Source organism: Nitritalea sp. (assembly GCF_054166705.1).
Genome location: NZ_JBSZCV010000015.1, coordinates 1 through 14,790, shown reverse-complemented (window position 1 = coordinate 14,790; position 14,790 = coordinate 1). Strand labels below are relative to the sequence as shown.

The window sequence follows — 14,790 nt, the reverse complement described above, 5'->3', positions numbered from 1 at the left end:
GTTTCACGCATCTATCCGCTTTAGACTTACTTGAAAATGGGCCCCGAAAGACTCCCTCGGGCTGGCTACCAGTTTTAGCTGGCCTCCGACAGCTTCCAGAAGCTGCTGCGCCTGATAAAGTCCAAGTCCAAATCCCGCCTTTTGGCCCTCCTGGGCCAAAACCCCACGAAAATAAGGCCTAAAAATAGCTTCCTTTTCCTTAAGTGGGATTCCGGGGCCATTATCCTGTACATGGATGCAGCAACTTTGCGCTTCCGCTTCAACCCAAATCTGCAGCTGCGCAGCTTCTCCTGCATACTTGCGGGCATTATCTACCAAGACATACACAACTAAAGTCATGCGTTTCTCTGAAATCGCAAGATGTATCGGAGCCTCGGGAGGCTGTATCTGCAGCTGCAAGTCGCTCGGCGCCCAAGTCGGCAGTTGCGCTAAAAAGGCCCTCAGCTCCAGGCGTTCCTCCTGTTCCTTCAGCAGGAGCAGACTCTCTCCGAGGTGGCGCATCCGGCCCAGCTCCTCATCGGCTAACGCTACATACCGCAGGGCAGCAGCTGGGAGCACTACCTTTTTTTGGAGCCGCTGCAGCGCCAGAGAAGCGACGCTCAAAGGGGTCATCAAGGTGTGTGCCAGCTGCTGCAGCAGGGCCTCACGCTCCTGTAGCCAGGCCTGCTTTTTTTGTTCCTGCATGCGCCAAAGTAGCCAAACTGCCCCTAATGCTATCAGCAACAGCAGACTGAGAAGTAGGCTAGGGAGCAGCTGCCGTATGGCGGCCCTATCCAGTCCACTTAGGATGGGATAAAAGGTTTGCTGCCCTTTAAATGCCCCTATTCTCTGCTTCTCTAAAGCCTTACCCCGCTGTTCCAGCACCACCGCATGAGCGGAAGAGTCTGCAAGTTGCACCTCAAGTGCCGGAAAAAGCTGCTGCACGTCTTGGTTTAACGCCGCTTCTAAAGCGGCTATGGACCAGGGAGCATTTATTCCCCTGCGTAGGCGTTCTGCCAGGGTATCTTGCCAGTACATAAGCGAACCCTGCAAGAGCATGCGGCGATTCCGTTCCATTAAGAGATCGATGGCTCCCATCTCCTTCCAGTCAGGATTTTCGGGCAGTCTGATTTCTACAAAAATGGTTTTTGCATCCGGGGCGAGCAGTCGGAGCTGTCCCTCCCCTTTCTCAGTGGTGTCTAAACGCACCAAAACATATTTTTCGCTCAAGACATCTTCCCGAAAGGCTGCATTCACGCTATCCACACGCGCTTCTTCTTGTTGGCGAAAAAACCGGCTGCTGATTTCCTCCACTTCTTCTAAGATACGCCCCTTTCGGGCCTCAAAATCACGGTAGAGCAGCCAAGCTTGTAGGCCCATGAAAGCGATAAACAGCAGAGCTACCAGCCCCAACCAAATCGTATGACGAGATTTCATGGCTTAAAACTAGGGGAAAAATCCCAGTTGGGACAGCACCTTTACACTATTTTACATTCTTTTCGTTTCGCTTAACAAAACAATATACCGCCCCAACTACCTTTACCTTCATGACAGCAAGAAAAACGTTAAAATTCCTTCTTTACAGCAGTCTTGTGGTACTGCTGACAAGCGCATCGGCACACACGAGTAGGGCGCAACATCATCCAGAAGCTGGCTCAATAGAAGGCGGAGCAGTACCTGTCGGCGCACAGCTGCCCGGTCCTCTGGAGGCCCAACTCATACATCAAACCAGCCCGACGCTGAAATTCCCTAATTCCAGCGGCAAGTGGTTGCTGATTGACTTTTGGGCTACCTGGTGCGCACCCTGCGTGGCCGGGCATGAAAAGTTAGACCGCCTTCAGGAGCAGTTCGCTGATCAGCTTCAGATCTGGGCTGTAAGTTACGAAGCAGCTTCGCGGGTGGAGCGCTTTGTAGCTAAGCGTCCGGGTACCTTTCAGCACGTCCGGGACGAAGTAGGGTTGCTAGCAGCTTATTTTCCTCATCGCATCATTCCCCACGCCGTGTTGATCGATCCGAGCGGTAAGGTTCGAAGCATCAGTGCACCCGAGGACTTGGAGGCAAACACCTTAGGTGCATTTTTTTCTGGGGAAGAGGTGCGCGTGGCGCAAAAGCAGGATCGTATTGGCTTCGACCCGCTGAACAGCGATATCTTTGCGCGGAGCGGTAGCGAAAAGGAAGCCTTTAGCCTCATCGAAGCGCTCGAGGGCATGCCTACGCTGAGTATCCAAGGCCTGGGAAAGGGCTTAAAGGGGCGGCGGCTTACGTTAATCAACACCAGCATCAGTGGCATGATTCGGGAGGCGATGGACCTCGGCTGGAGGCGCTATCAGATCGATGAGGAAGACCAGGAGGCACTCGAAGAAGACCTGTACACACTGGACATTATCGTTCCTGAAGCAGACCCTCACCTGCTACGGAAGCAGCTTTTCGATCAGGTGCTGGCACAGTTTGGCCTGACACTGGACACCCTACAGGAGACAAGCACCATTTACCGCCTTTTTGTGGAGGATGCCGCTAAACGCCAAGCGCATGCAGCAGTCAAGCCAGAGGAGGCTGGCGCTTCAGGTCAGCATTTTCGCTCCCCTGCAGCACAGTTACAGGATTTTGCCGCGTATTTGGAGCAGTATGGTATCGTAGGCGCGATCGTGTTACCCGAAACTGAGGCGGATGAGGCTTACCCGATGGATTTTGCCTTTTACCCGGAGGATGTGGATACCTTTTGGGCAGCACTTGGCGGTTTAGGCTTGGGCTTAAGAAAAGAAGAGGCGGAAGTGACGCGTTTTCGCCTATCCGTAAAAAAGTAGAGGCCTCCCCTAAAGTATTTTAAGGGAGGCCAAGGTAATCGGGTGACTTATAAATAACTAATTTCGGATATTGATTTACTTTAAAAAAAGTAAATTTAACTGGCACAAAGATACAAATGCAAGCGGTAGATACAAAGGATTTATTATGTTTCTTTACTAAAAAACCATATTAGCAACCTTCCCTATTATCTTTATAGGATGAAAGAAGAATTTCATGGCCTCCAGTAAAAGCGCAAAGCAAGTCCTGAGATAGGAGGAAAAATGAAAAGCGGCTCCTTGCCGCTTTTCATTGATTTTACGAGCAAAAAAGGAGGCTTACCACGGTTTTGCCCGACAGGGCGCCTGTAGGACCCTCCTCATCGCCTCTTAGGAACGCTGAAAGACGCGCACATAATCGACGACCATTTGCTGTGGAAACCGTGTGCTATCGTCCGGATTTCCGGGCCAGTTTCCTCCTACTGCTACATTAAAGAGAAAGAAGAAAGAGTTCCGAAACTCATCCAGCTCGGCGGGACTGGTATCGATCACAAAAAACTGTTGGTCATCCAGCAGCCAGGTGATTTTATCCTCTTCCCAGATGATGCTAAACACGTGGAAGTTATCGTTAAAAATACCTTCTTCCAGCGTGGTAGAGCCTCCGAAGTTGGCCCAGCTCCCGTTATTATCCCAGTGCAGGGTACCATGTACGCGGTTATCACGTCCGGGGGCGCTTCCTCCCACCATCTCCATGATATCGATTTCCCCACAGCGGGGCCAGCCCACCTCAGTGATGTTATCGCCCAGCATCCACAGCGCCGGCCAGATGCCCTGTCCTTTCGGGAGTGCCGCTCGGATGTCGATGCGTCCGTACTGAAACGACTGGCGTCCTTGAGTTTTAATCCGTGAGGAGGTGAATTGCCGCCCTCCAGCGGCCTCACGGCGCGCCTGAATGATCAGATAGCCATTTTCTACACGCACATTTTCGCGGCGGTACCATTGCAGTTCATTATTGCCCCAGCCGCAGAGATTCGGGCAGCCATCGCCCAGGTCATGTACCCAGTCGGCAGACAGGCTGTTGCCGCTAAACTCATCTTGCCAGACGAGTGAATACCCTGGATAGCTTTCCGGGCTCACAAATCCCGTTTCGGGGATGAAGAGCCCGAAGACGGAGGGCGCGATACTCACCGGCTCTTCTGCCACGATAAAGTCAGCTTCCGTCGTATGGGCCTGCACACGTATGGTAAAATCACCAGGTTCGGAATAGGTAAATCGGGCCTCTGTGCCACTTACACGCTGCGGGAGTTCACCTGGAGTCCCGAAGCTCACACGGAAGAAGTTGGCATTTGTCGCGGAAAAGCTAACCACAACTTCTCCCCGTGCTTCGGTGCGTATACTTACCTCTAAATTCGAGGGCAGGACCAGCTGTTGGTCCACTTCCGACTGATTACAAGCTTGCGCCACCGTTAATAGCAGGACGACATAAAGGGAGGAAATAAAGCGTAACATAAGCATAAATTAGTCATTTGGGATAAGTCGGAAGGTCCACCAGACGCTTCCGTTATCGGTGATATCCAGGGTCAGCGTGAGGGCACGCGTACTGGGATTGTAGTCCAAAACGGTATAGGTCACCGAGGCATTTTCTCTCGGCGGGCCTTCACTGTATTCGCCTCCATTAAAGGCCTTCGGCAGCGCGATAAAGGCCCCCGTGCCGGTCACGGTAATCTTGGCGGGGGTATTTCCAGTGGCGGGCGTGAAGGTAAACTGATGGGTGCCAGAAGCCCAGGCGGCTCCAGGCGTTCCGATTAAATTCGACTCTGGCTGGCAGCCGCCGCCGAAGATTCCCATGTAGTCCTCCGCATAGACATCGCCATTGGCATCGTAGCGGTAGGTGCCATCCGCTTGAAAGATAAACGCATCATTCCATAAACAAGGTCTATCTCCTGAAATATTTTGCCCGTTAGGGAAAAAAGCATCCGAACCTGGCCCCGGACCTACCCCAAAAGCGCCTACTGTGGGCTCCAAGCTCCAGGAACGCGTGCCTGCCCCGATTAAATCCTGGAGCGTAAAGGCGCCTGCTTCTGGCTCCTGAGGCCCTGTAGCTTCTTCCGAAGTCGGGATAAGCACAAAATTCCAAAACACAGAACCATCGGTAGAGATGTCGATCGATAAGCTCAGCGCCCGTGTTTCCGGGTCATAGCCGATCACCTCATAGGTAACTGCCTCATCTGCACGTGGTGGCGCTGCGCTGTACTCTCCCCCATTAAAGGCCTTTGGCAAAGCAATAAAAGCACCTGCTCCACGCACCGTCAGTTTTGGGAATTCGGTAGCCGTCCCCGGTGTAAAGGTGAAGGTATGCGTACCAGAACCCCATGCTTCCGCCGCTGTTCCTGCCAGCAGCTCCTCCGAGACACAACCTTCCGTGCCTAAGCCCATGTAATTTTCGGCGAAAATATCCCCCTGCGCCTGGTAGGTGAAGACCCCATCGCGCCCAAAGGTGAATTTATCATTCCATAGACAGGGGCGATCCCCTGAAATGTCATTGCCATTCGGAAAAAAAGCCTCGCTGCCACGTGCTGGCCCCACCCCGAAGGATCCTGCCCCTGGCCGAAGCATCCAGGTACGCTTGCCCGGACCTACCAAATCATTCAGCGTGAAGGCGACGTTAGGATCTTCCGGCTCAGGCTCTGGCTCCGGATCAGGGACCACTGTCAAGCCAGCAGGAATAAGACGTACATACCAGGCTAGGGTCTCATCCGACTGATCGACGAAACGTAGGAAGAGCTCATTTTCTTCTAAGCGGACGATCTGATAGGTTCTGCCTCCGGCAAAGTAACCGATAAAACCTGGGGAGGAAACGCTTAAAACGGGATTTCTTCCTGCTTCCTCTACGATGTTCCACGTAAGCCCACCCGGAGAAACGAATGGAGCCGATAGGTCTCCTACCCCTGGGTCAAAGGCGCCCGGAAACTGCCCCCCTTGGGCGGCATTCAGGTAAACCAAACCGCCCGTATTCCAGATAAACTGGAAGCTGTCGAGCTTGAACGTGTAGCGCGTATTGTACATGCCACTTCCTACTTTTTCATTCGGCTGTGCCTGGTAAAATTCGGGGAAGTCTCCATTCACGGAAGGGTTGGGGCCCACCCCAAAGTGCCCTACGCGGGTGCTGTCGATGACCCAGGTTTTGCCCTCCACGGCATCGATGCCGCCGGTGAGCAAGTTGAAAACCGGGCGATCGAGTAAGGTAGGATCCGTCTCATCGATCACGATATCGCGCGAAAAGGATTCACTTCCCCCGGCATTAAATACCGTGAGTGTAACCGTGTAAGTACCTGCTAGCGGGTAAAGGCCGGTGACCGTGCGCCCCTCTGCGGTAGCGCCATTTCCCAGGTCCCACTTCATCATAAAGAAGTCTCCAGCGCCCGTAAACTGGATGATGTTCGCACTTTCAGCCGTGGGCTGGAAGTTGAAGTTCGCATCTTCTACGCTAGGTGCTTCGGCCGTCAGGCGAAACTCCTCCGTACATGCCCAGCCGAGCCACACGAGCAGGCATAAGGCTATAAGTTGTATACTATTTTTCATGGATGTCATCGATTAATACCCTGGATTTTGTCTCCAATTTCCTCCTGCCAGGTCAATTTCCACCTGTGGGATCGGAAATAATTCATGCTTGCCGGGCACAAAGCCCTGAATGCGCGCAGCAGCTCTTCCGGTGCGCACCAAATCCCAAAAACGATAGCCTTCCCCAGACAGCTCTAGCCGTCTTTCACGGTAGATGTCTTCGAGAAGCTGCATGCCCGAAGAAGCGATAGGGGCTACGCCGGCGCGTTCCCGCACTTGGTTCACTAAAGCCCGTGCGCGCCCCTCATTTCCGCTTTGGGTGAGGGCCTCTGCTGCCATCAGCAGCACATCCGCATAGCGGATCGCCCGGTAGTTCTGCGGACTCGTCAGGTCATCATCCGGTAGTCCTCGCTCGAAGTCGCGCTTGATGTATTTGTTATTAAAATAGCCGGTATGGCCTCCTCCACCGATCGCAAAGCTGATTTCCTGGGGGTTCGGCTGCGCGGCGATAAAGTTTTCCAGGTGCAGAATGGTCACCTCCCGTCGCGGATCATTCCCGAAGAAATCATAGAGGTCCTGGGTAGGCAGGTTATAACTATTGCCATCGCCGTAAAATGGCCCTACCCAGTTGCGAATCGCATGGAAACCCGGCGCGGGGTTGCCTTGTAGACAGACCAGACAACCGTAATCGCCTCCCTGGAGGCCCGAGTGCTGAATGGTGAAGACGTCCTCGCTACTGTTTTGATTGGCCACCAGCCACATGTTTTCGATATCGGGATCTAGGGCATATCCGGCCTGATTGGTGGTGATGAGCGCCTCCAATACCTCAGCCGCCTCAGCAAATTTATTTTGGTAGAGCAGGACTTTGCCCTTTAGGGCCATGGCCGCCCCCTTCGTGATGCGCCCTACGGGCAAATTAATCCAGGGTAGCACCTCGATGGCACGGTCTAGGTCGCGCTCGATCTGCGCATACACTTCCGCTTGCGGCGTGCGATCCAGCTGTGTGACCTCGTTAATCGAGATGCGGCGGTCGATGATCAGCGGCATGTCGCCGAAATAGGTGGTGAGCGTAAAATAGTAATAGGCGCGGATAAAGGATACCTCGGCGAGCAGCCGCTCTTTAGCGGGAAAATCTAGCCTATCTTGGTTCTCGAAGACGAAATTCGCACGTGTGATCCCCGCATAATTAAAGCGCATCACATCCCGGAGCTCGTTGTTAATCCCGCCGTGGTTCATGTTTTGGATCTCATGGAGGCCCTGCGTATCGTTCACGCTTTCCCCGCCGGCGATGGAATTATCACTGGCGATCTCTCCGATCCAGAGCTGCAGGTAGTTGGTCTGCATCAGGTCGTATACCCCGATGACGGCCCGCTGGAAATCCTCCTCTGTAGCGAAGAAGTTTTCTGCATCCTGGGTAAATTCTGGCTCCAGGTCTAGCCACTGCGCGCAGGACTGCAAGAAGAGTCCTAGCACGATGCCTAAGCTTATTATCTTTTTCATCTGCTTAAAATCTAAAGTTTACTCCTCCCATGATCACTCGTGCTTGCGGAAAAATTCCATTGTCCACTCCCGCAAAAAGTGGATTTGGCGCTCCTACATCCGGGTCAAAGCCCATGTAGCGGGTCAGGGTGATGAGGTTGTTCGCCGCCACATAGACCCGTAAAGCGCGCACCCCTACCTTTCCACTCACCGACTCCGGAAGGGTGTAGCCGAGGGTGACATTGCGCAGCCGCGCAAAGGATCCGTCTTCAACAAAAAAGTCTGAAAAGACCGTATTTCGCGTCGGTCCCGTGGTGAGGCGTGGAAACTCATTCGTGGTCCCTGGGCCCGTCCAGCGGTTGACGTTATAGGCCATTTGGTTCGCAAAAGGCTGCTGACGCTCGTAGTTTCGAATGATGTCCTGCCCGATCGCAGCATATATATTCGCCGAGAAATCGAATCCCTTGTAGTCCATGGACAGATTTAAGCCCATGATATAGTCTGGAATCGGTGAGCCGAGGAAGGTCAGGTCAGACTCGTCTCCGAAAGAGATGCGACCATCGCCGTTCACATCTACGAAACGTAGATCCCCAGGAACTGCGCCGGGCTGCACGACTGGGCTGGCGGCTATTTCTTCTTGTGACTGCCAGATGCCATCGGTTTTAAAGCCTACAAAATATCCGATGGGAAAGCCTTCCTGGAAGCGGGTGGCGATATTTCCGCCCACACCAAAGGCCGCACCAGGGATAAAGTCTAAGCCCTCGGGGACGCTGGTCACCCGATTTGTTAGGAAGGTGATGTTATAGTCCACCCGGAAGTTCAAGCCACTATTCCGCTGCGTGGCCCAGCCGATTTCGAGCTCCAATCCACGGTTCATCACGTTTCCTGCATTAATAACTGGAGGAAAGCCACCCGGCCCGTAGGAGCCCAAAAGCGCAGAAACGGCCGGTTGGAATAAAAGATCGCGGGTTTCTTTGATGAAGTAGTTCGCGGTGAAGTCCACATTGCGCAGCAAGGTGAAATCTAAGCCGAAATTCGTCTGATAGGTGGTCTCCCAGCGCAAATCCGGATTGCTGAAAGTACCTACCGCGGCACCATTTACGATGAGGTCATCGAAGACATAGCGGGCGAGGCCATCCATCAAGCCACGGAAGCGAAAGAGTCCGATCTGGTCATTGCCCGAGATCCCGAAACTGGTACGCAGCTTTAGGAAGTCGATGGGGCCACCCGTGCCGAAGAAGCCCTCCTCGGAAATTACCCAAGCGCCAGAAACTGCCGGGAAGTACCCGAAGCGATTGTTAGGGCCGAAATTCGAGGAGCCATCACGGCGGAGAATAGCAGAAAACAGGTAGCGGCGCTTGTAATCATATTCCCCGCGAACGAAAGCAGAAAGCAGGCGCTGCCGTGCGCGGAAGGAGCCCGCATTGTTTAAAAAACCTCCAGGCGCCTGGTTGGCAGCTATCGCGGCGAAGGCGGGGTCATTGTTGGGGATGTTAAAGCCTATCCCATTAAGTCCCATGCTGCGGTTACCGAAATAGGAAACGCCGGCAGTCCCTTTTACCCGATGGAGCTCTGTCAGCTGCTGCTCATAGTTCAAGAATGCTTCTAAATTGTAGTCTAAAAAGGAATTCCGACTCTCGAAGGCGCTGGCGCCGCGCTCGATCTGTACACCTCCGATATCAACAAGCACCGGATCTAGGTTCTCATTTCGCGCTGTGTTCGCGAACTTTCCAGGCCCATACCAGACCAGAGGATTAAAAACGCGCGTATCTACCAGGGCGAAATTATAGCCTGCACGTCCATTGAGGCTAAAATAATCATTGATCTTATAGGCAACTTCCTCTTTGCCTACGATTTTATTGACATAGGTTTCATTAAAGGTATTTTCGATTTGTGCGAGCGGGTTGATGATATCTTGGACATCTTCCAAAAAAGAAAACCGATCTCCGATGCGCACTGGCTCTGTGGGGTAGGCGTTGATGGTGTTAAAAAGTACCGAGCCGATCCCTCCCTGTGGGATGCCGCTGGCCTGCTCATGGGTGTACAAGAGCACACTGGTCAGCGTCACTTTTGGCGCTAGCGCCGTGGTGAAGTTCAGACGGGCATTATACCGCTCGAAGTTGGAGCGTGGACCGCCCACGATGCCCTGCTGCCCGAAGTAGGAGCCTCCGATGGAGTAGGAAGTCTTCTCAGTACCCCCCGTGATGGTGAGGTTATACTCCTCGATGGGCGCTGTCTGGAAAACTTCTGCTTGCCAGTCTGTGCCCAGGCCTAACTGTGTATTCGCGAAGGGCCGGGTAAGTCCGCCTGCGGCAAAGGCCTCGTTTTTCAGGATCGCATATTCTGTGGCGTTCAATAGGTTTAACTTGCTTTCGGCTTCTTGGACACCTCTCCAGGCAGAAAAATCGACAGAGGCACGGGTATTTTTCGTCCCCTTTTTCGTCTCGATCAGGATAACACCATTCGCGGCGCGTACCCCATAGATGCCTGCCGTACCGTCTTTTAGTACATTGACAGACTCGATATCGTTTGGATTAAGGGAATTTAGTCCCGCCGCGTCGTAGATGATGCCATCCACTAAAATGAGGGGATCATTATCTCCGAAGGTACTGAGTCCGCGGATGCGGATGTTAGAGGTAGCACCGGGCGCACCCGAGTTCGTGGTAATCGTGACCCCCGCTATTTTTCCCTGCAGCGCTTGATCCACGCGGGGCATGTTCATCGCCATAATAGATTCTCCGTCAACTTGTGAGATCGCCCCTGTGAGTTCCTTTTTCGTGGAGGTGCCATAGCCGACGACCACTACCTCATTCAGTGAGGTCAATTCATCGGCCAGGGTGATGCGCAGCTGCGTCTGACTGCCCACAGTGATCACCTGACTGGTAAAGCCGATAAAACTAATTTGCAAGCGCTCCCCTTCGGCGGCGCTGATGGTGAAGTTGCCATCCAGATCCGATACAGTACCTACGGTGGTCCCGAGTTTCAAGATGCTAGCTCCCGGTATGGGGTCGCCGCGATCATCTACGACGCGGCCACTGCGTGTGCTTTGTGCGAAGGCAAAAATACTCCAGCAGCAAAGCATGCTAAGTAATAGAAGTTTTTTCATGGGTTTTGGATTTATTGCCGAGACGAATGAGGGCAATTACCCGCGTAAAGCAAAAAAATGGGATGCGCTAAAACTACATCAGGCTGGATTTGGAACTTTCTCAAAATTACATCAAACCACTAGAAAAACTTCGTTTTTGGGCTAAAAATGGGTTTTTTCATTTGCTTTCGAAGAAGGTTCCGTTAAGGGCTTTTATACATCCGTATTTCTCATTATCTTCGGTAGTATATCCAAACAAATGCTTTCAAGATGCGGCGGTTTTACGTACTTTTTTTGGTGTTCACCTTTTTCTTGATTCAGGCAAGTACTGCTACAGGACTTCCTTTCACGCGCTTTTATTCCAGCAAGGTGTATAAGGGCGGCATTCAGAACTATGCCTTCACGCAGGACAGCTATGGAAGCCTTTTTGTGGCGAATAATTTCGGGCTACTGCACTACGATGGCACCGACTGGCAGCGCTTCGGACTACCGAACAGCACCAAAATTAGAGACCTATGGGTAGAGCAGGATGAAAAGGTCTATGTAGCCGCCCAGGGAGAAATTGGGTATTTTCATTTTCAGACGGGTCCTGAGCCCGTTTATCATTCTCTTCTACAGCAGCTACCTGAGGGATATCGGGACTTAGAAGAAGTATGGAAGGTTTTCCGCCTACATGAGCACCTGGTCTTCTGCACCTTTCAGCACCTGTTTGTCTTCGACGAACATGAAACCCTCATCCGCATCATCGAAAGCGAAAGCGGTTTTTTAAGCTTTCATCAGCATCAGCAGCAATTATACGTTCAAGACAGTGAAAAGGGTCTCTTGCGTCTGGAGCGCGACCGGCTGCAAGGCGTCCCTCAGGGGGAGACACTGACGGAGGACTTAATCCGGGGGATGGTAAAAATCAGCCCCGATGCGCTGCTCTTGTTACAGGAAAATGGCAGCATTTTACAGCTAAACGATACCGAACGTCGCCTTTGGCCTGGAGAGGCCCTCCCTAATCTGCGCAGCATAAATGTGGTGAGCGCCCTGAAAAATGGGCACATGGCCATTGGAACACAATTTGATGGACTCTACATCTTAGACGAAAAAGGCAGCGTCACCCTGCATCTCGACCGCAATAAAGGACTGGAAAACAGCACCATCTTAAGTATTTTCGAAGATCGTGCGGGAAACCTTTGGCTGGGGCACAGTAACGGCATCACCTTAGTAGAGCTCAGCCTCCCTTTCCGGCTTATCGACCAGCGCATGGGAGTCCTTGGCACAGGCTACGCCGCACGCACGCATCAGAACGCCCTCTATCTGGCTACCAACATACATTTGGCTATTTTGCCGCCTGCGGCAAAGGATGCCTTTCCCATACCCAATGGGGAGGGGCAAGTCTACGGGCTTTCACAACGAGGAAATGACCTGCTCGTAGCGCGCCACGCGGGAGGTGCTGTGCTGGGAAAAAATGGCTTAGAGGCCCTTGGCGGACAGATGGGCGTTTGGGGCTTTTTACCTTTGCGCGAGCAGCCGGAACTCTTTATCGCGGGCACCTATAATGGGCTTGCCCTCTATCAAAAAGAAGGGGATGGTCCCTATCGGCTCCTTCATGAAATCGAAGGGTTTAAGGAGTCTTGCCGCCTGATCCAGTGGGAGAGCGATGGCTCCTTATGGATGTCCCATAGCTACAAGGGAGTCTATAAGCTTACGCTATCCGAAGACCTTAAACGTGTGGAGGCACGGCTCTATGGCACGGGAGAGGGGCTGCCGACCCAGTTGATGAACTCGGTTTGGAAAGTGGGCGGACGAACTATTTTCACCACAGAATATGGCATCTACCGTTACCTGCCCACAGAAGATCGTTTCGAAAAAGACCCCACCTTCAGTCCCTATTTTGATAATGACATCCTCATCACCAGCCTGACAGAAGATCCTCTCGGCAATATTTTTTACATCGGCAATAAGGAAGTAGGCGTTTTGGAGCCCCAAAATGATGGTAGCTACAAGAAAAACTACCAGCTGTTTAATAAAATCCTACCGCTGCTAAACGATGATCTTCAGAACGTCTCCCTCATCGGGCCGAACGAGGTGCTGTTCGCTGCGAATGAAGGCTTTATCCGCTACACCTTGCGTGATGCCAAAGCGGTTCCTCCTCAGTATCCTACGCTCATTCGGGGAATATACCGAACGGGGCTATCCGATTCCCTTTTGTATCGCGGAGGAAGCAAAGCGCTTTTTGATCGGAATTTCGTTCAGCAGGCACATACGCAGGCACAGTTTCCTTATGACATGCGCGATCTGCGCTTTGAGTTTACGAATACGATTCCGAATCAAGAGCTATCTACGCAGTTCCGTTTTTACTTGGAGGGGCTTGAAAACAATTATGGGGAGTGGACCGAAAAAAGAGATAAGGCCTACACGAATTTACGCGAAGGGAAATACACGTTTTATGTGCAAAGCAGGGACCTGTATGGCCAGATCAGCGAGGTAGCAGCTTTTTCTTTTAGTGTGTTGCCCCCCTGGTACCGAAATACCTGGGCCTATGCCAGCTACTTTTTAGGCGCTTTAGGCATTTTATTCATCGGCTTTAAACGCTTAGACCGCGCGTATGAAGAAAAGACGGCTGCCATTACTGCCAAGCAGGATGAGGTGATTGCCGAGACCTCCTCCCAGCTCGAGCGCTCCCAGCAAGAGCTGGAACAGCTCCGGACAGAAAAGTTAGAAGCGGAGATCCAAAGCAAGAATAAAAAGCTAGCCTCAGCCACCATGCAGCTGTTGAACAAAAACGAATTTATCGACCATGCAAAAAATCATTTGAACCAAATCATTAAAAAGAGCCGCAACCAAGAGGTCAAGCAGGAGCTGCAAAAGGTCATCACCAGCATCGATAAAAATATCGCGCAGGACAACGACTGGGAGCAGTTCGAGCTCTATTTCGACCAGGTGCATGGAGACTTTATGCAGCGCTTTAAGGGTGTTTATCCCACGCTAAGCCCTCAAGAGATCAAGTTAACGGCTTATTTGCGCATGAACCTTTCTTCGAAGGAGATGGCCTACCTGATGAACATCAGCACACGAGGGGTAGAAATCGCCCGCTATCGCCTACGGAAGAAGCTAAATCTGGAGCGCAGCGACAACTTGCAGGAATTTATCTTAAAATTTTAAATTGAGCGAGCAGGAGCCGGAATGTAAAGGAACAGCCGCTTCATCCGGAGCCAGTGTACGGGAAACCATGCGTCAGGAAGGGAGCAAAGGGTCTAAAGTAAGCCCTTGATTCTGTGAAGGTTTGCGCTACCGCGCAAAAAACAGGCTTTTTTTCGAGTCCTGCGCTTGTTGGAATTAAAAAAACCCTTTACATTTGTGCCATAATACAACGTAATTGATCCAGAGGAGTGGCAGAGTGGTCGATCGCGGCGGTCTTGAAAACCGTTGTACCGAGAGGTACCGGGGGTTCGAATCCCTCCTCCTCTGCAAGAAGAATCCTAATTATCTAGAAAAGATGGTTAGGATTTTTTATTTTTATTCAGTGGCGTGTAATACTCCCCAATCTTCGAACCGTGTGCTAAGTTGAAAAATTCATAACTTAGTAAATCGAATTATGGGACAAAAAAGAAGAAAATTCAGTGGTGTAATACTCCCCAATCTTCGAACCGTGTGCTAAATTGAAAAATTCATAACTTAGTAAATCGAATTATGGGACAAAAAAGAAGAAAATTCAGTGGTGCCTTTAAGGCCAAAGTAGCATTAGAAGCAATTAAGGGTAACCTCACGCTGTCGGAACTTGCACAACGTTTCGAGTTGCACCCCAACCAGATCAGTTTATGGAAACAGGAGTTTTTGGAAAGATCCGTTTCAGTATTTGAGGACGGTAAGAGTTCGAAGCCCGAGGAATTAGATGTTGAAAAGCTTTATTCCAAGATA

Annotated in this window: 8 protein-coding genes and 1 tRNA gene; 4 read left to right on the top strand and 5 right to left on the bottom strand. The window is 51.8% G+C overall.

Annotated features, from left to right (window positions below; genetic code table 11):
- Positions 1 to 3: 3 nt before the first annotated feature.
- Positions 4 to 1,416, bottom strand: coding sequence for a sensor histidine kinase (locus tag ACXIT9_RS10035; protein WP_458056092.1), 1,413 nt, complete (start codon positions 1,414 to 1,416; stop codon positions 4 to 6).
- 110 nt (positions 1,417 to 1,526) lie between these two features.
- Here ACXIT9_RS10035 and ACXIT9_RS10030 point away from each other — a divergent pair, with 110 nt between their 5' ends.
- On the top strand, positions 1,527 to 2,783 hold the full coding sequence (locus tag ACXIT9_RS10030) for a TlpA family protein disulfide reductase (RefSeq protein WP_458056091.1): 1,257 nt from the start codon (positions 1,527 to 1,529) through the stop codon (positions 2,781 to 2,783).
- Between the two features lie 366 nt (positions 2,784 to 3,149).
- On the opposite strand, the gene ACXIT9_RS10025 is transcribed toward ACXIT9_RS10030, so the two are convergent.
- From ACXIT9_RS10025 to ACXIT9_RS10010, 4 genes are read right to left on the bottom strand one after another with little or no spacing between them, the layout of a single operon-like run.
- A complete protein-coding gene (locus ACXIT9_RS10025; protein ID WP_458056500.1) occupies positions 3,150 to 4,268 on the bottom strand; it encodes a glycoside hydrolase family 16 protein in 1,119 nt (372 codons plus the stop codon).
- Between the two features lie 9 nt (positions 4,269 to 4,277).
- On the bottom strand, positions 4,278 to 6,341 hold the full coding sequence (locus ACXIT9_RS10020; RefSeq protein ID WP_458056090.1) for a PKD domain-containing protein: 2,064 nt from the start codon (positions 6,339 to 6,341) through the stop codon (positions 4,278 to 4,280).
- A gap of 12 nt (positions 6,342 to 6,353) precedes the next feature.
- A complete protein-coding gene (locus ACXIT9_RS10015) occupies positions 6,354 to 7,820 on the bottom strand; it encodes a RagB/SusD family nutrient uptake outer membrane protein (protein ID WP_458056089.1) in 1,467 nt (488 codons plus the stop codon).
- 4 nt (positions 7,821 to 7,824) lie between these two features.
- Positions 7,825 to 10,905: a SusC/RagA family TonB-linked outer membrane protein gene (locus ACXIT9_RS10010; RefSeq protein WP_458056088.1), complete on the bottom strand. Its 3,081-nt coding sequence runs from the start codon at positions 10,903 to 10,905 to the stop codon at positions 7,825 to 7,827.
- Positions 10,906 to 11,154: 249 nt separating this feature from the next.
- Here ACXIT9_RS10010 and ACXIT9_RS10005 point away from each other — a divergent pair, with 249 nt between their 5' ends.
- The 3 genes from ACXIT9_RS10005 to ACXIT9_RS09995 all read left to right on the top strand — a co-directional run.
- Positions 11,155 to 14,034 carry a triple tyrosine motif-containing protein gene (locus tag ACXIT9_RS10005; RefSeq protein ID WP_458056087.1) on the top strand — a complete coding sequence of 960 codons (2,880 nt, stop codon included), beginning with the start codon at positions 11,155 to 11,157 and terminating at the stop codon, positions 14,032 to 14,034.
- 221 nt (positions 14,035 to 14,255) lie between these two features.
- Positions 14,256 to 14,340 (top strand) — tRNA-Ser (locus ACXIT9_RS10000).
- A 222-nt stretch (positions 14,341 to 14,562) separates the two neighbouring features.
- Positions 14,563 to 14,790, top strand: a 228-nt coding sequence (locus ACXIT9_RS09995) for a transposase (RefSeq protein ID WP_458056086.1), incomplete at its 3' end; no start/stop codon positions are given.

Excerpts from the sequence above, each read along its gene's own strand:
- ACXIT9_RS10010 (WP_458056088.1), bottom strand. The coding sequence starts at position 10,905 with ATGAAAAAACTTCTATTACTTAGCATGCTTTGCTGCTGGAGTATTTTT.
- ACXIT9_RS10030 (WP_458056091.1), top strand. The coding sequence starts at position 1,527 with ATGACAGCAAGAAAAACGTTAAAATTCCTTCTTTACAGCAGTCTTGTG.
- ACXIT9_RS10015 (WP_458056089.1), bottom strand. The coding sequence starts at position 7,820 with ATGAAAAAGATAATAAGCTTAGGCATCGTGCTAGGACTCTTCTTGCAG.
- ACXIT9_RS10005 (WP_458056087.1), top strand. The coding sequence starts at position 11,155 with ATGCGGCGGTTTTACGTACTTTTTTTGGTGTTCACCTTTTTCTTGATT.
- ACXIT9_RS10025 (WP_458056500.1), bottom strand. The coding sequence starts at position 4,268 with ATGTTACGCTTTATTTCCTCCCTTTATGTCGTCCTGCTATTAACGGTG.
- ACXIT9_RS10020 (WP_458056090.1), bottom strand. The coding sequence starts at position 6,341 with ATGAAAAATAGTATACAACTTATAGCCTTATGCCTGCTCGTGTGGCTC.
- ACXIT9_RS10035 (WP_458056092.1), bottom strand. The coding sequence starts at position 1,416 with ATGAAATCTCGTCATACGATTTGGTTGGGGCTGGTAGCTCTGCTGTTT.